Origin of the sequence: Streptomyces sp. NPDC001351 (genome assembly GCF_042896045.1) — a bacterium.
Lineage (GTDB): Bacteria > Actinomycetota > Actinomycetes > Streptomycetales > Streptomycetaceae > Streptomyces.
Map to the genome: position 1 here is coordinate 763,545 of NZ_JBIAWS010000002.1, position 17,191 is coordinate 780,735.

Annotated in this window: 16 protein-coding genes and 2 tRNA genes; 9 read left to right on the top strand and 9 right to left on the bottom strand. The window is 70.3% G+C overall.

What is annotated here, in order from left to right:
• Positions 1-6 precede the first annotated feature (6 nt).
• A complete protein-coding gene (locus ACFY1U_RS09135) occupies positions 7-528 on the bottom strand; it encodes an NUDIX hydrolase (protein WP_390693449.1) in 522 nt (173 codons plus the stop codon).
• Positions 525-1,979, bottom strand: coding sequence for a zinc-dependent metalloprotease (locus ACFY1U_RS09140; protein ID WP_390693450.1), 1,455 nt, complete (start codon positions 1,977-1,979; stop codon positions 525-527). Before ACFY1U_RS09140 ends, ACFY1U_RS09135 begins: the two co-directional genes overlap by 4 nt.
• 193 nt (positions 1,980-2,172) lie before the next feature.
• Here ACFY1U_RS09140 and ACFY1U_RS09145 point away from each other — a divergent pair, with 193 nt between their 5' ends.
• From ACFY1U_RS09145 to ACFY1U_RS09160, 4 genes are all read left to right on the top strand, one after another.
• Positions 2,173-3,285: an SDR family oxidoreductase gene (locus tag ACFY1U_RS09145; protein ID WP_390693451.1), complete on the top strand. Its 1,113-nt coding sequence runs from the start codon at positions 2,173-2,175 to the stop codon at positions 3,283-3,285.
• Positions 3,286-3,403: 118 nt separating this feature from the next.
• Positions 3,404-3,862, top strand: coding sequence for a molybdenum cofactor biosynthesis protein MoaE (locus tag ACFY1U_RS09150; protein ID WP_390693452.1), 459 nt, complete (start codon positions 3,404-3,406; stop codon positions 3,860-3,862).
• A 176-nt stretch (positions 3,863-4,038) separates the two neighbouring features.
• Positions 4,039-4,203: a hypothetical protein gene (locus ACFY1U_RS09155; RefSeq protein WP_390693453.1), complete on the top strand. Its 165-nt coding sequence runs from the start codon at positions 4,039-4,041 to the stop codon at positions 4,201-4,203.
• Between the two features lie 57 nt (positions 4,204-4,260).
• The gene (locus tag ACFY1U_RS09160; protein ID WP_390693454.1) at positions 4,261-5,355 is read left to right on the top strand and encodes a PDZ domain-containing protein; all 1,095 of its coding nucleotides are present in this window, start codon (positions 4,261-4,263) and stop codon (positions 5,353-5,355) included.
• Positions 5,356-5,374: 19 nt separating this feature from the next.
• Here the strand turns inward: ACFY1U_RS09160 and ACFY1U_RS09165 are convergent, their stop codons facing one another.
• On the bottom strand, positions 5,375-5,917 hold the full coding sequence (locus ACFY1U_RS09165) for a PPA1309 family protein (RefSeq protein WP_390693455.1): 543 nt from the start codon (positions 5,915-5,917) through the stop codon (positions 5,375-5,377).
• Between the two features lie 166 nt (positions 5,918-6,083).
• Between ACFY1U_RS09165 and ACFY1U_RS09170 the strand changes: the two genes are divergently transcribed.
• From ACFY1U_RS09170 to ACFY1U_RS09185, 4 genes are all read left to right on the top strand, one after another.
• Complete coding sequence (locus ACFY1U_RS09170) at positions 6,084-9,020, top strand: UPF0182 family protein (protein ID WP_390693685.1); 2,937 nt, start codon at positions 6,084-6,086, stop codon at positions 9,018-9,020.
• A 41-nt stretch (positions 9,021-9,061) separates the two neighbouring features.
• Positions 9,062-9,135 (top strand) — tRNA-Met (locus ACFY1U_RS09175).
• 204 nt (positions 9,136-9,339) lie between these two features.
• The gene (locus ACFY1U_RS09180; RefSeq protein WP_390693456.1) at positions 9,340-11,151 is read left to right on the top strand and encodes a sel1 repeat family protein; all 1,812 of its coding nucleotides are present in this window, start codon (positions 9,340-9,342) and stop codon (positions 11,149-11,151) included.
• A gap of 170 nt (positions 11,152-11,321) precedes the next feature.
• Positions 11,322-11,395, top strand: a tRNA-Met gene (locus ACFY1U_RS09185).
• A gap of 90 nt (positions 11,396-11,485) precedes the next feature.
• Here ACFY1U_RS09185 and ACFY1U_RS09190 read toward each other — a convergent pair.
• The 3 genes from ACFY1U_RS09190 to hisN form a co-directional block, all read right to left on the bottom strand.
• A complete protein-coding gene (locus ACFY1U_RS09190) occupies positions 11,486-11,902 on the bottom strand; it encodes a Fur family transcriptional regulator (protein ID WP_390693457.1) in 417 nt (138 codons plus the stop codon).
• A gap of 105 nt (positions 11,903-12,007) precedes the next feature.
• The gene (locus ACFY1U_RS09195; protein ID WP_390693458.1) at positions 12,008-12,400 is read right to left on the bottom strand and encodes a cyclic nucleotide-binding/CBS domain-containing protein; all 393 of its coding nucleotides are present in this window, start codon (positions 12,398-12,400) and stop codon (positions 12,008-12,010) included.
• Positions 12,401-12,559: 159 nt separating this feature from the next.
• Positions 12,560-13,360 (bottom strand): histidinol-phosphatase, encoded by an 801-nt coding sequence (gene hisN / locus ACFY1U_RS09200; protein WP_390693459.1) that lies wholly within the window; start codon positions 13,358-13,360, stop codon positions 12,560-12,562.
• 187 nt (positions 13,361-13,547) lie between these two features.
• Here hisN and ACFY1U_RS09205 point away from each other — a divergent pair, with 187 nt between their 5' ends.
• Positions 13,548-14,156, top strand: coding sequence for a TetR/AcrR family transcriptional regulator (locus ACFY1U_RS09205; protein ID WP_390693460.1), 609 nt, complete (start codon positions 13,548-13,550; stop codon positions 14,154-14,156).
• Positions 14,157-14,347: 191 nt separating this feature from the next.
• On the opposite strand, the gene ACFY1U_RS09210 is transcribed toward ACFY1U_RS09205, so the two are convergent.
• The 3 genes from ACFY1U_RS09210 to aroA all read right to left on the bottom strand — a co-directional run bounded on the left by ACFY1U_RS09210 (position 14,348) and on the right by aroA (position 17,086).
• Complete coding sequence (locus tag ACFY1U_RS09210) at positions 14,348-14,671, bottom strand: DMT family transporter (RefSeq protein ID WP_390693461.1); 324 nt, start codon at positions 14,669-14,671, stop codon at positions 14,348-14,350.
• 76 nt (positions 14,672-14,747) lie between these two features.
• A complete protein-coding gene (gene rsgA, locus ACFY1U_RS09215; RefSeq protein WP_390693462.1) occupies positions 14,748-15,758 on the bottom strand; it encodes a ribosome small subunit-dependent GTPase A in 1,011 nt (336 codons plus the stop codon).
• Positions 15,759-15,769: 11 nt separating this feature from the next.
• Entirely contained in the window at positions 15,770-17,086 is a 1,317-nt protein-coding gene (aroA, locus tag ACFY1U_RS09220; protein ID WP_390693463.1) for a 3-phosphoshikimate 1-carboxyvinyltransferase, read from the bottom strand.
• Between the last annotated feature and the right edge of the window lie 105 nt (positions 17,087-17,191).

Genomic DNA, 17,191 nt, shown 5'->3' on the forward strand with positions numbered 1-17,191 from the left:
CGAGGCTCACAGTCTGGCGCGCGTCGCTGCCAGCAGCCGTACGACCGACTCGTCGGCCACGTCCGCCACCTCGTCGTAGGCGAACCAGCGCAGGTCGAGGGACTCGTCGCTGATCTCCTGGACCGCTCCGGGCGGGGCCACGACCGCGTACTGCACGTCGAAATGACAGTGGCAGGGCGCCGGGATCGGGTGCCGGTCCAGGCGCACCGGGCCGCCCGGCAGCAGCGTCAGACCGGCGATGCCCGACTCCTCGGTGGCCTCGCGCAGGGCCGCCGCCTGGAGGGAGGTGTCCTCCGGCTCGCAGTGGCCGCCCATCTGCAGCCACATCTCGAGCTTTCTGTGGAGGGTCAGCAGCACGCGCCCGCGCGACGGGTCGACCACCAGGGCGCTCGCCGTGACGTGGCCGGCGTGACAGGCCTTCCACATGCCGTCCGGATGGGCAGCCAAGTGGTCCAGATACGCCTGGCGCAGCTCTTCCTGGTCCTCGTACCCCTTCAGGACGAGGACCGCGTCGTCGTACAGGCTCACTCGGTGTCGTCGTCCTTGTCGTCGTCCTGGGAAGCGTCGTCCTTCCTCAGGTTCGGCTTCTCCGTCGAGCCGCCGCCCGCCGCCTCGCCGAGCATCTTGTCCAGCTCGGAGAAGTCCAGCTGCTCGCGGTGCACGAAGCCGTCCGGATCGTCCAGGTCGGAGGCCGTCGGAAGCATGTCCGGGTGCGACCACAGGGCGTCCCGGCCGTCCACCCCGCGCGCGTCCGTGAGCGAGGCCCACAGGCGGGAGGCGTCGCGCAGGCGGCGCGGGCGCAGCTCCAGGCCGATCAGCGTGGCGAACGTCTGCTCCGCGGGCCCGCCCGTCGCACGGCGGCGGCGCAGGGTCTCGCGGAGCGCGTCCGCGGAGGACAGACGAGGCTTCGCGGCCGCGTGGACGACCGCGTCGACCCAGCCCTCGACGAGCGCCAGGGCCGTCTCCAGACGGGCCAGGGCCGCCTTCTGCTCCGGGGTGTCCTCCGGCTGGAACATGCCCTGCTGGAGGGCGTCCTGCAACTGCTCCGGGTTCTGCGGGTCGAACTGGCCGACCACGTCCTCCAGCTTGGCCGTGTCGACCTTGATCCCGCGCGCATACCCGTCGACCGCGCCGAACAGGTGCGAGCGCAGCCACGGCACGTGCGCGAACAGGCGCTGGTGGGCGGCCTCGCGCAGGGCGAGATACAGCCGCACCTCCTCCTTCGGCACGCCCAGGTCCTTGCCGAACGCCTCGACGTTCACCGGCAGCAGCGCTGCCTTGCCGGCCGGGCCGAGCGGCAGGCCGATGTCGGTGGAACCGACGACCTCGCCCGCGAGGACCCCGACGGCCTGCCCGATCTGCGTGCCGAACATCGCGCCGCCCATGGAGCGCATCATGCCGATCAGCGGGCCCGCCATGGCCTGCATCTCCTCCGGCAGGACATCGCCCATCGCCGCGCCGACCCGCTCGGCGACCGGGTCGACGAGCTCCTGCCACGCGGGCAGGGTCGCCTCGACCCACTCCGCGCGCGACCACGCCACCGCGGAGCCGGCGCCGGACGGCAGCGACGTCGCGTCGTCCAGCCACAGGTCGGCCAGGCGGACGGCCTCCTCGACCGCGGTGCGCTCGGCGGCGCCGACACTCGCGTCCTTGGTGCCGTCAGGGGTGCCCTGGGAGACCGTCTGGCGGGCGATCTGCTTGGCCATCTCCCAGTTCACCGGGCCGCCCTCGTACGAGAGCATCTGGCCCAGCTGCTGGAAGGCGGCGCCCAGGTCGGTGGGGTTCAGCGAACCGAACATGGCAGCGAGCGGATTGTCCGCACCGGGGCCGCCGAAGCCGCCGGCCCCCGGCAGCCCGCCGAAACCGAACGGGTTGGCCGGGCCCTGACCACCACCGCTCTGCTGGTCCTTCTTCTTGCCCTCGTCGCCGTCTTCCGGCTCCTCCGGCGGAAGGCCGAATCCGAATGGGGTGTCACTCACGGGATTCCTCGGCTGGTAAGGCCGCCGGGTTTCCTCCGACGGCACGGCTGCCCGATAACACCACCCAGCGTAGACACCATGGGCGGTTCGGGCCTCGGTGCTTCGCCGACTCTTGGCCTGCGGCAGGATGGATGCCACCTGGTACGGACGCGTCACTCGCGTTCGTACTGAAGACAACCGCTGGAGACGCCCGGTGAGTTCCCCAGATCCGCAGGTTCGCGCAGCGCGAAACGAGTCAACCAATTCCGCCACGCGCGGTCCCGTCGTCGCGGTCACCGGCGCCGCGTCCGGCATCGGCGCGCTGCTCACCGAACGGCTCGTCGCCTCGGACGAGATCAAGCAGGTCATCGCGATCGACGAGCGGCGAGGCGAGTGCGCGGGGGCGCAGTGGCACATCCTGGACGTACGGGATCCGGCCATCGCGGACAAGCTGCGGGGCGCCGACGTGGTGGTGCACCTGGCGCTCGACCTGGATCTGGAGACCGATCCCGCCGCCCGTACGGCCTACAACGTACGAGGGACGCAGACCGTGCTGACCGCGGCCGCCGCGGCCGGTGTCCACCGGGTCGTGTTGTGCACGTCCGCCATGGTGTACGGGGCGCTGCCGGACAACGAGCTGCCGCTGTCCGAGGACGCGGAGCTGCGGGCCACGGCCGAGGCCACCGGCGTCGGGGACCTCCTGGAGATCGAGCGGCTCGCCCGGCGCGCGCCGCGCGCGCATCCGGGGCTCAATGTCACCGTCGTACGGCCCGCGGTGCTCGTAGGAGGCACCGACACCGCGCTGACCAGGTACTTCGAGTCGCCCCGGCTGCTCGTCGTCGCCGGGTCGCGGCCCGCCTGGCAGTTCTGCCACGTCGAGGACCTGTGCAGCGCCCTGGAGTACGCCGTCCTGGAGAAGGTCGAAGGCGAACTCACGGTGGGCTGCGACGGATGGCTGGAACAGGAGGAGGTCGAGGAACTCAGCGGGATCCGGCGGATGGAACTGCCGTCGGCCGTCGCCCTGGGTGCGGCGGCCCGGCTACACCGGATCGGCCTGACACCGTCCCCGGCCGGGGACCTGGCGTACACGATGTACCCCTGGGTGGTCAGCGGAAGCCGGCTGCACGACGCGGGCTGGCGGCCGCAGTGGACCAACGAGGAAGTGCTCGCCGAGCTCCTGGAGGAGGTCTCCGGCAGGCACACCGTCGCCGGCCGCCGGCTGGGCCGCAAGGACGCGACGGCGGCCGGGGCCGCGGGTGCGACGGTGGCGCTGCTGGGCGCGGCGGCCGTGGTGCGCAGGGCCCGCAAGGCCCGGCGCCGGATCTGACAGCGGGCCTTGTAGCGGATCTGAGAGCGAACCTTGTAGGAGACTCCAAGACCGCACACGCGCGTGCCGGGTGAAACGTCTGTTCCGGGTTGTCAGCGGCGTGCGGCACGATGGAGTCATGGCACCCACCAACGACCACCCCGGCGAGCAGGCCGCGCAGGACCCCATCAAGCTGATCGCCGTCCGTGAGACCGCGCTCTCCCTGGACGAGGTCTTCCAGGCCGTGGGGGACGACGCCGCGGGCGGGACCGCGCTGTTCGTGGGGACCGTGCGGAACCACGACGGGGGAGCCGATGTCGACCGGCTCGGCTACTCGTGCCACCCCAGCGCCGAGGCCGAGATGCGGCGGATCGCCGAGAAGGTCGTGGCCGGATACCCGGTGCGGGCCCTGGCCGCCGTTCACCGCATCGGTGACCTGGCCGTCGGGGATCTTGCCGTGGTCGTCGCCGTTTCGTGTCCGCACCGGGGCGAGGCCTTCGAGGCCTGCCGGAAGCTGATCGACGATCTCAAGCATGAAGTGCCGATCTGGAAGCACCAGACGTTCTCCGACGGTACGGACGAATGGGTCGGCGCGTAGCGCCGTCGGTGAGGGGTGGTGGTCGGGCGACGGGAGGGTGGGTGGGGGCCTGCTGAGCCCCCTGCGCCACGCCCGGGTTGCGTAACCGCACCCCTGGCGTCAGCGTTCTCAGTGTGACTGGTTAATCTGCTGATCAGTCAGTTCTTGCGGTCGCTCACTGGGGTCGGGAGGTCGGCATGGGGGCGCTCCTGTGGTTGTTGATTCCGTTCCTGGCAGCGATCGGAGCCGGTCTGTGGGGCAGCTGGGCCAACCGGACCCGCAAGGTCCGTGGTGACGGGCCCGAGCTCGACGGGTATGCCCGCTTCCGTGAGGCCATGGAGAAGCCACCCTCCCGTACGTGACATGACAGAACGTGGGCCTGACGGTGCGCTGACAGGACCTTCCCGTACTGTCTTGGCATGCCACGCCGCACCGCGACGATGCTCGCCTCCACCCTGATGCTGATCGCGCTCCTGTGCGCGGGAGTCTTCATTCCCGTGCCGTACTCGGAGATGTCCCCGGGACCCACGGTCAACACGCTCGGGAACCACGAGGGCGAGCCGGTGCTGCAGATCTCCGGACGCAAGACCTACGCGGCCGACGGCCACCTGAACATGACCACCGTGCGGGTCACCAGCGCCGACTACAAGATGAACCTCGTCGAGGCCGTCTACGGCTGGCTGGCCCACGACAGCAAGGTCGTGCCGCACGACACGCTCTACCCGGACGGCAAGACCGAACAGCAGTCCACCCAGGAGAACGCCGAGGAGTTCAGCCAGTCCCAGGAGAGCGCCAAGGTCGCCGCCCTGAAGGAACTCGGCATCCCGGTGAAGAGCTGGGTGATCGTCTCGACCGTGGTCAAGGGCTCTCCGGCGCAGGGCCGGCTGCACGCCGGGGACGTGATCAAGGCCGTGGACGGTACGGCCGTGAAGCAGCCCGCCGACGTCGCCAAGCTCGTGACCAAGCACCAGCCCGGCCAGAAGGTCGACTTCACGATCGTGCCCGCCAAGGAGCAGGCCGCCGCCGAGAAGAAGAACACGACGGCGACCACGACCCGGGACATCACGATCACGACCACCACCTCCGACGACAGCGGCAAGAAGCGCGCCATCGTCGGGATCTCCGCGGGGACCGATCACACCTTCCCGTTCTCCATCGACATCAAGCTCGCCGACGTCGGCGGTCCGAGCGCGGGTCTGATGTTCGCGCTCGGCATCTACGACAAGCTCACCCCGGGTGACCTGACCGGCGGCAAGTTCGTGGCCGGCACCGGGACGATCGACGACAACGGCAAGGTCGGCCCGATCGGCGGCATCGAGATGAAGACGGTCGGCGCACGCGACAAGGGCGCCCAGTACTTCCTCACACCCGCCGAGAACTGCGCGGCCGCCGCCAAGGACACCCCGAGCGGACTCACCCTGGTCAAGGTGAACACCATCGAGGACGCCCTCGGCGCGCTGAAGGACATCCGCACCGGAAAGACCGCCGACCTGCCGAAGTGCACGACCAAGTAGCGCGAAAGGCTACGGCGGCCTACTCCTCGAAGGTCGCGGCCAGGGCCTGCGCCAGGCCCGGCACCAGGTCGGAGCCCGTGAGGACCTCCGTCGGGGTGTCCTTCTCGCGCAGCCGCAGCGCCGAGTCACGGGCACCGTCGCGCAGCACCGCCACCGTCATCCGGACCTCCTGACGGTCCGGGTGCCCGGCCACCCACTTCGCCAGCCCCGCCTCGTCCAGCCCGTCGGGGACCTGGGACTCGGCGGACGGCGGCAGCATCAGCCGCTCCACCGTGAGCGCGCAGCCGGCCACCGCGTCGGGCCAGGCGATCGTCGCGAGGAACTCGTCCAGCGGCTTGCCGGCCGGGATCTCGTCCTGCTCGACCGGAGTGAGCCCGGTGGTGTCGGGCTCGTCCGCAAGGCCCAGCTGCGCCGCGAGAGCGGGCTCCTGGGACCGCAGCCGAGCGGTGTCTACGAGGGCGAAGAGGCGGGCGGGCTGGTCCCAGCCGAGGCCGGAGGCGTACTCGTCGATCTCGAGTACGGCCCGGGTGAGCGGGCTCGCTGCCATGGGAGTGTTGGACATGGTCACAATCCTGCCTCGTTCATGGCCGGAATCGGGAACCGAGTAAACGGTGAGTAAGTTGCATAGGTGTGGGCCCGCGATCACGGGGGGCCACGGAGGGGCTCACGAACACGCGGGGGCCTGACGAACCGACAGCGACTTCGAGGTGCGCACCTTGGCTTTCCAGATGCCGGACCGCGGCGGAGGCCCGACGGGGCCACGGATCAGAGTGGGCCGCCCGTCCCGGCGAGTCCGGACCCTGCTGATGACACTGGGCGTCCTTGCCGTCCTCGGCATGGCGTTCACCATGTTCGCGGGCTTCTGGACGGACTGGCTCTGGTACCGCTCCGTGAAGTACTCGTCCGTCTTCACCACCACCCTGTGGACCAAGATCGGACTGTTCTTCGTCTTCGGTCTGCTGATGGCCCTCGCGGTCGGCTTCAACATCTGGCTGGCGCACCGGCTGCGGCCGCCGCTGAGCGCCATGTCCATGGAGCAGCAGAGCCTGGACCGCTACCGGATGGGCATCGCCCCGTACAAGACCTGGCTGTTGCTCGGGATCACCGCCCTGGTCGGTCTGATCGCCGGCGCCTCGGCGTCCAGCCAGTGGCGCACCTGGCTGATGTGGGTCAACGGCGTGCCCTTCCACCAGAAGGACCCGCAGTTCCACCTCGACGTCTCCTTCTACGCCTTCGACCTGCCCTGGTACCGCTTCCTGCTCGGCTTCGGCTTCGCCGCCGCGATCCTCTCCCTGATCGCCGCCGCGCTCACCCACTACCTGTACGGCGGGCTGAGGGTCACCTCCCCGGGCGCGCGCGCCACCGCCGCCGCGACCGGTCATCTCTCGGTGCTGCTCGGCATCTTCGTCGCGCTGAAGGCCGTCGCGTACTGGCTCGACCGGTACGGCCTCGCGGTCAAGTCCAGCGACTTCAAGGCGACGGACAACTGGACGGGCCTCAGGTACGTCGACGCGAACGCCTATCTGCCGGCGAAGACCATCCTGTTCTGCATCGCCGTCATCTGCGCGCTGCTGTTCTTCGCCACCCTGTGGCGCCGCACCTGGCAGCTGCCCGTGATCGGTTTCGGCCTGATGGTGCTCTCGGCGATCCTCATCGGCGGGCTCTACCCCGCGATCGTCCAGAAGTTCCAGGTCCAGCCCAACGAGCAGGCCAAGGAAGCGCCGTACGTCCAGAAGAACCTGAAGGCGACACGTCAGGCGTACGGCATCGACGACACCAAGGTGACCGACTACTCGGGGACGAGCACCACCAAGGACAAGACGAAGCTGCGCGACGGTGTCGACGACGCGGCGAGCATCCGCATCCTGGACCCGAACATCGTCTCGCCCACCTTCCAGCAGCTCCAACAGATCAGGAACTACTACGCGTTCCCGAACAATCTGGACGTCGACCGCTACAGCAAGGACGGCAAGGAGCAGGACACCGTCATCGGTCTGCGTGAGCTGAACCTCAACGGCATTCCGAAGAACAACTGGATCAACGACCACTTCCGCTACACCCACGGCTACGGTGTGGTCGCCGCCAAGGGCACCGAGGTCCAGGACGGCCAGCCCGTCTTCACCGAGTCCGACCTGCCGTCCACGGGTGACCTCGGGAAGTACAAGCAGCAGATCTACTACGGCGAGAAGACCACCACGTACTCGATCGTCGGCGGTCCCCAGCAGGAGATCGACTACTCCGACGACAGCGGCGAGAAGACCACCAGCTACAAGGGCAAGAGCGGGGTCAACCTCGACAACCCGGTCAACCGGGCCGCCTACGCGGTGGCGTTCAACGAGCCGCAGATCCTCTACTCGGGCGCGATCGGCAAGGGTTCGCGGATCCTCTACAACCGCACGCCCAAGGAGCGCGTCGAGGCGGTGGCGCCCTGGCTGACCATCGACGGCGACGCCTATCCGGCGGTCGTGGACGGCCGTATCCAGTGGATCGTCGACGCCTACACGACGACGAACGGGTACCCGTACGCCTCCCGGACGACCCTCGGTGACACCACCGCGGACTCGCTGACCGCGACCAACACCAACCGCGCGGTGGTCGCCCAGCAGAACCAGGTCAACTACATCCGCAACTCGGTGAAGGCGACCGTCGACGCGTACACCGGCGAGGTCAAGCTCTACCAGTGGGACACCGCGGACCCCGTCCTGAAGACGTGGATGAAGGCGTTCCCGGGCACGGTGAAGCCGAGGACGGAGATCACGCCCGAGCTGCAGGCCCACTTCCGCTACCCGCAGGACCTGTTCAAGGTCCAGCGCGAGCTGCTCAGCCGCTACCACGTGACGGACGCGCAGACCTTCCTCACCGGCAGCGAGGTGTGGCAGGTACCGAACGACCCGACCAACAAGTCGGGCAACGCGGTGCCGCCGTACTACCTGAGCATGAAGATGCCCGGTCAGACCTCGCAGGCGTTCTCGCTGACCACGACCTTCACGCCGAACGGACGCGACAACCTCAGCGCGTTCATGGCGGTCGACGCCGATGCGAGCACGAGTGACTACGGCAAGATCAGAATCCTGAAACTGCCGACGAGCACGACCGTCGACGGGCCCAAACAGGTACAGAGCAAGTTCAACTCCGAACAGAACATCGCCGCGGCGATCAGACTCCTCAAGGGCGGCGACTCCGACATCGAGTACGGCAACCTGCTGACGGTGCCGCTCGACGGAGGACTGCTTTACGTGGAGCCGGTCTACGTACGCGGTGGTGGACTCAAGTACCCCTTGCTGCGCAAGGTCTTGGTGACCTACGGAGGCAACACCGCCTTCGAGGACACCCTGGACCAGGCCCTGAACAAGGTCTTCGGGGCGGAGAGTTCGACCGCGCCGCCGTCGGACACGGGGACGAACCCACCGCCGACGTCGAGCAACCCCACGGTCCAACAGGCGCTGAACGACGCCCAGAAGGCCTTCGACGCCGGCCAGGAAGCCCTGAAGAAGGGCGACTGGCAGGCCTACGGCCAGGCGCAGAAGGACCTCCAGGACGCCCTCAAGCGGGCCGAGGACGCGCAGTCCAAGGCCGGCAAGGCGAGTGGTGGCGGCAACAAGAGCAGTAGCAGCCCCGGCCCGAGCAGCACTCCCAGCCCGAGCGGCAGCTCCGGCAGCGGCTGATCATGTCCACCCCGCGTCGTGGTACGGTTGCCACACAACGACGCGGGGTGGAGCAGCTCGGTAGCTCGCTGGGCTCATAACCCAGAGGTCGCAGGTTCAAATCCTGTCCCCGCTACTGCAGTCGAAGGCCCGGATCCTCAAGGATCCGGGCCTTCGTGATGTGCGAACGCATGTGCCGGTCAGGGGGATCGTCATGCCGCCTCCGGGAGTTGGGGGAACTGTGTTTGACTTGTCTCTCTGTGGGCATGTCGACAAAACGCTGAAGTGACCTCACTGGCTGCGGTATACCAGGTGTACCCGGGTTGCAGGTGGTGCGACGATGGACGTTATGGGGGACAAGGCAACTCTGTTCGAGACAGGGCGATTTGTGCAGCCTTCCGAACCGGGCGAAGCCGGGGAGGTGGCTGAGGAGGCCGTCGAGGAAGTTCGTCAGCGGCTCGCCGCCGAGGCCGGCGACGTCGAGGCGATGAGTGTCCTCGGGGCCATGCTGCTGCGCCGTGGTGATCTCGACGGAGCCGAGCCCCATCTGCGTGCTGCCACCGCCGCGGGCGACCGCGCCGCCGCCAACAACCTGGGAGTCCTTCTTCACCAGCGCGGATACGCCGACGACGCCGCCGGCTGGTGGCGGATCGCCGCCGTCGCCGGGTCCGCGGCGGCCGCGCATGCGCTGGGGCGCCATCACCGTGAGCGCGGGGACGAGCCCGCCGCCGAGTACTGGCTGCGGCAGTCCGCCGAACAGGGGCACGCCCTGGGCGCGTACGCGCTCGCCGATCTGCTGGAGCACCGCGGGGACCCCGGTGCCGAGGACTGGATGCGGGCCGCGGCGGAGCGCGGGCACCGGGAGGCGGCGTACCGCCTGGCGCGCGCGCTCGACCGCAAGGCGGTACGCCAGGGCGAGGACGGGGCTGACAACGGTGTCGAACTGCTCGCTCAGGCCGAGCAGTTCTACCGGCAGGCCGCCGCGCGCGGACACCGGCGGGCCGCGCTGCACCTCGGCGCGATCCTGGAGAAGCGCGGTGAGCTCAAGGAGGCCGGTCGCTGGTATCTGACGTCCGCCAAGGACGGCGAGGCGCGCGCCGCCTGCGCACTCGGGTTCCTGCTGCGCGACGCCGGCGACACCGAGAGCGCCGCCGTGTGGTGGCTGAGGGCCGCGCAGGACGGGGACGGCAACGCCGCCAACGCACTCGGAGCCCTGCACGCCGAACGCGGCGAGACACAGACCGCCGAGCGCTGGTACCGCGCCGCTATGGACGCCGGCGACGACAACGGCGCCTACAACCTCGGGCTGCTCTGCGCCGAACAGGGGCGCACCGCACAGGCCGAGCAGTGGTACCGCCGGGCCGCGTACGCCGGACACCGCGAGGCGGCGAACGCCCTGGCGATCCTGCTGCTGCAGGGCGGTGACACGGCCGGCGCCGAGCCGTGGTTCTCCAAGGCCGCGGAGGCCGGGAGCGTGGACGCCGCGTTCAACCTGGGGATCCTCCACGCCGGGCGGGCCGAGGACGACGTCGCGCTGCTCTGGTACGAGCGTGCTGCGGCCGCCGGGCACACCGAGGCGGCGCTGCAGGTCGGCATGGCGCGGCTGCGGGACGGGGACGAGCGGGCGGCGGAGCGGCACCTGCGCTGCGCGGCCGGAGGCGGCAGCGCGGAGGCCGCGTACCGGCTGGCGACCGTCCTGGACGCCCGGCGGCCGCCTGCGCCCGCGCATGAGCTCGGGGAGTCCGTGCACGAGAAGACCGAGTGCGAGGAGTGGTACGAGCGCGCGGCCTCCCAGGGGCACCGGCGGGCGCAGGTGCGGGTCGGGATGATGGCCGCCGCCCGCGGCGACGTGGTGGACGCGGCACGCTGGTACCGCGCGGCCGCCGAGGCCGGGTCCCGCAACGGCGCCTTCAACCTCGGGCTGCTGCTGGCCCGCGAGGGGAGCGAGCCGGAGGCGGCCGTGTGGTGGACCCGGGCGGCCGACGCGGGGCACGGGCGGGCGGCGCTGCGGCTGGCCCTGGTCTACGCGCGTCGGGGTGAGCTGGCGGAGGGGCAGCGGTGGGCGGACCGGGCGGTGTCCCTGGGGCCGGCGGAGGTGTCGGAGCGGGCGGCGCGGTTGCGGGACGCGTTGCTGGAGGAACTGTCGGCATAGCGGCCCCCGCGCTGGGGGTGCTGTCACCGCGGTTTGCTTGCCCGCGATTGCGGGGTGCCGCCCTCTGTGGGACGGGTGCCGCCCCAGCGGCACGACTGCCCGCAGCTACGCAGGGTTGGACAAGTGATTTGCCTTTGTCGTCGTCGCTGACGTAACGTTGCGTTCATCGACGCGGGGTGGAGCAGCTCGGTAGCTCGCTGGGCTCATAACCCAGAGGTCGCAGGTTCAAATCCTGTCCCCGCTACTGAAGGCCGAGGGCCGGAATCCCATGGATTCCGGCCCTCGGTGTTTTCCTGCCCTTGGGTCTTCCTGCCCTTGGTTTTCCCAGAGGGTGTTACGCCGCCGCGCAGTTCGGGCAGATGCCGCGGTACGTGACCTCGACGTCCGAGACCGTGAAGCCGAAGCGCTCCGTGTCGGGGAGGTCGGCGAGCGGGTTGCCGCTCGGGTGGACGTCGCGGATCGCTCCGCACTGGGCGCAGACCAGGTGGTGGTGCGGCCGGTGCGCGTTCGGGTCGTACCGCTTGGCGCGCTTGTCGGTGGAGACCTCGAGCACCTCGCCGAGGGAGACCAGTTCGCCGAGCGTGTTGTACACGGTCGCGCGGGAGATCTCGGGCAGCTTGGCGACGGCCCGGGAGTGGACCTCGTCGGCGGTCAGATGCACATGCTCGCCGTCGAGAACCTCGGCCACGACGCGCCGCTGCGCGGTCATCCGCCATCCGCGTCCGCGCAGCCGTTCCAGAAGGTTGCTCATGAAATCCAGCCTAACAGCCGGGGGACCATTTTCCGAACAGGTGTGAGTTTGGATCGCTGCTGGATTTGGACTTTGTCCAATGTGATGTTCCGGTCCCCCGCAAGGTCAGGCGGGCACGTGCTGCCGTGCCGGTGCCCAGCAGCGGATGATGTCACGCACGGAGACGATGCCGACGGGCTCGCCCCGGTCGAGGACGATGAGATGGCGGAAGCCGCCGTGAGCCATGGCGCGGGCCGCCTCCTCCAGCGTCCAGGACGGGGCGGCGAAGACGACGTCGTTGGTGGTGTGGTCGTGGGCGCGCTCGATGTCGGGGCTCTGGCCGAGGCCGACGGAGTTGAGGATGTCGCGTTCGGTGAGGATGCCGATACCGCCGGCGTCGGGGTCGAGGACCAGGGCCGCGCCGACACGGCGGGCGGACATCAGGGCTGCGGCCTGGCGGAGGGTGTGGGCGGGGCCGATGGTCAGAACCACCGTGCTCATGGCGTCGCGGACGAGCATGGACTTCAGCCACCTCCAAAGGAGTCCCACTTAGTTCGGCGATTCACAAGTTCACAAGTGGGGGGACTTTCAGAGTCGCAGGTAAAGCGAGAGTCAACAAGAGGGCGCGTGCGGCCAATTGAGGGCGCACGCGCTCATCTGTGCTTTTGCGGGTGCTCCTCAGTAGCGCTCGTTGAGATAACCCAGCAACTCGTCGTGCAGCAGGCCGTTCGAGGCGGCCGCGTTGCCGCTGTGGGGGCCCGGGCGGCCGTCCAGGCCCGTGAAGGTGCCGCCGGCCTCGGTGACGATGATCGTGTTGGCGGCCATGTCCCAGAGGGAGAGCTCCGGCTCGGCGCAGATGTCGACCGAGCCCTCGGCGACCATCATGTAGGGCCAGAAGTCGCCGTACGCGCGCGTGCGCCACACCTCGCGGGTCAGGTCCAGGAAGCCGCCCAGCCGGCCCTGGTCCTCCCAGCCGGACAGGGAGGAGTACGCGAACGAGGCGTCCGCCAGCTTCGCGACGCGGGAGACCTGCAGACGCGAGGCGGAGGAGAGGCTGCGGCCGGTGAAGGCGCCGTGGCCCTTCGCGGCCCACCAGCGGCGGCCCAGAGCGGGGGCGGAGACGACGCCGACCACGGGCTGGAAGCCGGTCTCGCCCGCCTCCATCAGGGAGATCAGGGTGGCCCACACCGGGACACCGCGTACGTAGTTCTTGGTGCCGTCGATCGGGTCGACCACCCAGCGGCGGGGGCCCGTGCCCTCCAGGCCGTACTCCTCGCCGAGGACCGCGTCGCGGGGGCGGGCGCGCTGGAGCTGGCCGCGGATGAGTTCCTCCGCCGCCTTGTCCGCCTCACTCACCGGGGTCATGTCCGGTTTCGTCTCGACCTTGAGGTCGAGCGCCTTGAAGCGGGACATCGTTGCCGCGTCGGCGGCGTCCGCGAGGACGTGGGCGAAACGGAGATCGTCGAGGTAGTCCGGCATGGAACGAACGCTATCCGGCGAGGTCGCGGTGGGGCCACCAGGCCATGCTCACGGTTTGGCGGCACATTGCCGGCTTCGGGGGCGGCACACGGCGGCCGAGGGGCGCCCCCGCGTGCGCTCGCGAACCCTTGACAGTGCCCTTGTGCGCGTCAAATCTGGGCGCAGAGCCGCTCGCCCCAGGGAGGCGATGATGCCTGCAGCGCGGGAATCCCTACTGGACGCCGCGTACACGGCGCTGGCGCGCCGACCGTGGTCCGCCGTACGGATGGTGGACGTCGCTTCGGCCGCCGGAGTGTCCCGGCAGACCCTCTACAACGAGTTCGGCAGCAAGGAGGGGCTCGCCAGGGCACTCGTGAGAAGGGAGGCGGACGGCTATCTCGCCGGGGTCGAACGTGCGCTCGCCACGCACAGCGACCTCCGCGACCGGCTCACCGCGACCGCCGAATGGACCGCGACGACGGCGCGCGAGAACGCACTCGTACGGGCCATGCTGACCGGCTGCTGGAGTGAACGGCTGCCCTCGCCGACGCTGTCCGCGGTGCCGTCCTCCTCGGCGGTGCCGGCGCAGCGGCGGGCGGACGGCCCGCTGCCGTCGCCCGGCGACTTCGTGGCGATCGTCCGGGACCGCGCCGTGGCGATGCTGTCGAAGCCGGGGGCGGTCAAGTCGGACACGGCGGATCTGGCGCGCTCCTGCGAGCTGGTGGTGCGGCTGGCCCTGTCCTGCGTGGCGGCGCCGCCGGGAGAGGGCGGGGTGGCCGACCTGGTGCGCACGGCCCTGCCCCGGCAGGCGGTGTGAGGGGTCACTTCAGCCGACCGGCCTTCGTACGGCTTCCGGCCGGGGCCGCGCTCCTCATCCGTTGCTCGAAGTGACCGGTCTCGACGTCGACTTCGGCGGACGAGCGGCCGCACGGGGAGTCGACCTCACGCCGGAGCGCGGCGAAGTGCTCGGGCCGGTCGGGGAGTCGGGGGCGGGAGACCGGCAGTCGTCTAGTGCGCGGAGCCCGAGAGCTGAAGGCCGATCACGCCCACGATGACCAGGCTGATCGAGACGAGCTTCAGCGTCGACACCAGGTCGCCGAGGAAGACCATGCCGTAGATCGCGGTGCCCGCCGCGCCGATGCCGGTCCACACCGCGTAGGCGGGGCCGACGTCCAGCTTCCTCAGGGAGAGGGTGAGAAGGCCGAAGCTGCCCAGGGCGAAGACGCAGAACGCGATCGTCGGCCACAGGCGGGTGAAACCGTGGGAGAGCTTGAGGCACACGGCGAAACCCGTCTCGAGCAACCCGGCCACCACTACCAGCAGCCACGCCATGTGCTGTCCTCCCGTATGTCCGGCTCGGTGCGATTATGCACTTACCGGGCCGGCGGCCCCACAAACAACAAGGAGGTCAGTCGCCCTCCTTGCGCTCCCGCGTGGACAGCAGCCGGCGCAGCGAATACAGCCGGGCCGGGTCCGCGTGCCCCTCGGCCACCCACGCGTCCAGCGCGCAGTCCGGCTCGTCGTGACTGCACGCGCGCGGGCAGCCCTCCGTGCCCGGTTCCAGGTCGGGGAAGGCATGGATGACGCGGGACGGGTCGATGTGGGCGAGGCCGAAGGACCGCACGCCCGGGGTGTCGATGACCCAGCCGTCGTCCCCGCTGAGCGGAAGCGCCAGCGCCGAGGTGGTCGTGTGGCGGCCGCGGCCGGTCACCGCGTTCACATGGCCCGTCAGCCGCCGCCGGTCCTCCGGCACCAGCGCGTTGACCAGGGTCGTCTTGCCGACGCCCGAGTGGCCGACGAACGCCGTGACCCTGCCGTCGAGTTGCTCGCGCACCCGGGCCGCCGCGTCGCCGCTCTCCAGCTCCTCGCGGCTGGTGACGACATAGGGGATGTCCAGGTCGCCGTAGAGCTCGAGGAGCTTGTCGGGCGGGGCGAGGTCCGACTTCGTCATGACCAGGAGGGGTTCCAGGCCGCCGTCGTACGCCGCGACCAGGCAGCGGTCGATCAGGCGCGGACGGGGTTCCGGGTCGGCCAGGGCGGTGACGATGGCGAGCTGGTCGGCGTTGGCGACGACCACGCGCTCGTACGGGTCGTCGTCATCGGCGGTGCGGCGCAGGACCGAGGTGCGCTCCTCGATGCGGACGATGCGCGCGAGGGTGTCCTTCTTGCCGGACAGGTCGCCGACGAGGGCCACCCGGTCGCCGACGATCGCCGCCTTGCGGCCGAGTTCGCGGGCCTTCATCGCCAGCACGATCCGGTCGTCGACCAGGCAGGTCAGCCGGCCGCGGTCGACGGTGAGGACCATGCCCTCGGCGGCGTCCTCGTGCTTGGGCCGGATGTTGGTGCGCGGCCGGTTGCCCTTGCGGTTCGGGCGGCTGCGGATGTCGTCCTCGTCGGTGTGCTTGCCGTAGCGGCGCATGGCGAAAGTCCCTACGCCCCGAGCATCCCGGCCCACATGTCGGGGAAGTCCGGCAGGGTCTTCGCCGTCGTCGCCACGTTCTCGATCTCCACGCCCTCGACCGCGAGGCCGATGATCGCTCCGGCCGTCGCCATGCGGTGGTCCTCGTACGTGTGGAAGATGCCGCCGTGCAGCCCCCGCGGGCGGATGTGCAGGCCGTCGGCGGTCTCGGTGACGTCACCGCCGAGCTCGTTGATCTCCTTGGTGAGCGCGGCCAGCCGGTCCGTCTCGTGCAGCCGCAGATGGGCCACGCCCCGGAGGGTGGAGGGGGAGTCCGCGAGGGCCGCGACCGCGGCGATGCCCGGGGTCAGCTCACCGACCTCGCTCAGGTCCACGTCGATGCCGTGGATCGCGCCCGAACCGGTGAACTCGAGCCCGTACTCGGTCAGTTCGCAGGAACCGCCCATGTCGGTGAAGATCTCCCGCAGCTTGTCGCCCGGTTGTGTGGTGCGGGACGGCCAGTCGGGGATCACGACCTTGCCGCCGGTCACCAGGGCGGCCGCCAGGAACGGCTGCGCGTTGGACAGGTCCGGCTCGATGGTCAGGTCCCGGCCGAGCAGCGCGCCCGGCGTCACCCGCCACACATTGGGCTCGCCGCCCGACTCCGGGGTGTCCACCTGGGCGCCGACCGCACGCAGCATGTCGACGGTCATACGGATGTGCGGCAGGGAGGGCAGTGAGCTGCCGACGTGACGGACCTCGACGCCCTGGTTGAAGCGCGGGCCGGAGAGCAGCAGGGCACTCACGAACTGGGAGGACGAGGAGGCGTCGATCTCCACCGGGCCGCCGTCCAGGGCGCCCCCGCCGTGCACCGTCAGCGGCAGCGCGCCGCGGCCGTCGTCGTCGATACGGGCGCCGAGCACGCGCAGGGCGTCGATCACGCCGTTCAGGGGACGCTCGTACGACCTCGGGTCGCCGTCGAAGCGGATGGGGCCGTCGGCGAGCGCGGCCACCGGGGGCAGGAAGCGCATCACGGTGCCGGCGTTGCCGACGTCGACCGTTGCCGGGCCGTGCAGGCCCGTGGGGAGCACCCGCCAGGTCTCGCCGGTGCCGTCGGGGCCGACGCCCTCCTCGATGTCCACGCCCATCGCGCGGAGCGCTGCCGCCATGAGCAGGGTGTCGCGCGAGCGCAGGGGGCGGCGCAGCCAGCCGGGTTCGCTGGCGAGGGCCGCGAGGACGAGGGCGCGGTTGGTGACCGACTTGGACCCCGGTACGTGGACCGTCGCGTCGACGGCTCCGCTCGCGAGGGGGGCGGGCCAGAGGGCGGTGTGTGCGGGGTTTGTGGCCATGGGGCCACTTTATAAGCAGGGGGTTCTTCGGGTGCGGCGCCGTGGGGGCTGATCGCGCCCCGCGGCGGAGCCGCAAATGTCACCGCCCCGCCCCTTAAAAGCAGC

Excerpts from the sequence above, each read along its gene's own strand:
- ACFY1U_RS09150 (WP_390693452.1), top strand. The coding sequence starts at position 3,404 with ATGGCACCCACCAACGACCACCCCGGCGAGCAGGCCGCGCAGGACCCC.
- ACFY1U_RS09155 (WP_390693453.1), top strand. The coding sequence starts at position 4,039 with ATGGGGGCGCTCCTGTGGTTGTTGATTCCGTTCCTGGCAGCGATCGGA.
- ACFY1U_RS09160 (WP_390693454.1), top strand. The coding sequence starts at position 4,261 with ATGCCACGCCGCACCGCGACGATGCTCGCCTCCACCCTGATGCTGATC.
- ACFY1U_RS09165 (WP_390693455.1), bottom strand. The coding sequence starts at position 5,917 with ATGTCCAACACTCCCATGGCAGCGAGCCCGCTCACCCGGGCCGTACTC.
- ACFY1U_RS09170 (WP_390693685.1), top strand. The coding sequence starts at position 6,084 with ATGCCGGACCGCGGCGGAGGCCCGACGGGGCCACGGATCAGAGTGGGC.
- ACFY1U_RS09180 (WP_390693456.1), top strand. The coding sequence starts at position 9,340 with ATGGACGTTATGGGGGACAAGGCAACTCTGTTCGAGACAGGGCGATTT.
- ACFY1U_RS09190 (WP_390693457.1), bottom strand. The coding sequence starts at position 11,902 with ATGAGCAACCTTCTGGAACGGCTGCGCGGACGCGGATGGCGGATGACC.
- ACFY1U_RS09195 (WP_390693458.1), bottom strand. The coding sequence starts at position 12,400 with ATGCTCGTCCGCGACGCCATGAGCACGGTGGTTCTGACCATCGGCCCC.
- hisN (WP_390693459.1), bottom strand. The coding sequence starts at position 13,360 with ATGCCGGACTACCTCGACGATCTCCGTTTCGCCCACGTCCTCGCGGAC.
- ACFY1U_RS09205 (WP_390693460.1), top strand. The coding sequence starts at position 13,548 with ATGATGCCTGCAGCGCGGGAATCCCTACTGGACGCCGCGTACACGGCG.
- ACFY1U_RS09210 (WP_390693461.1), bottom strand. The coding sequence starts at position 14,671 with ATGGCGTGGCTGCTGGTAGTGGTGGCCGGGTTGCTCGAGACGGGTTTC.
- rsgA (WP_390693462.1), bottom strand. The coding sequence starts at position 15,758 with ATGCGCCGCTACGGCAAGCACACCGACGAGGACGACATCCGCAGCCGC.
- aroA (WP_390693463.1), bottom strand. The coding sequence starts at position 17,086 with ATGGCCACAAACCCCGCACACACCGCCCTCTGGCCCGCCCCCCTCGCG.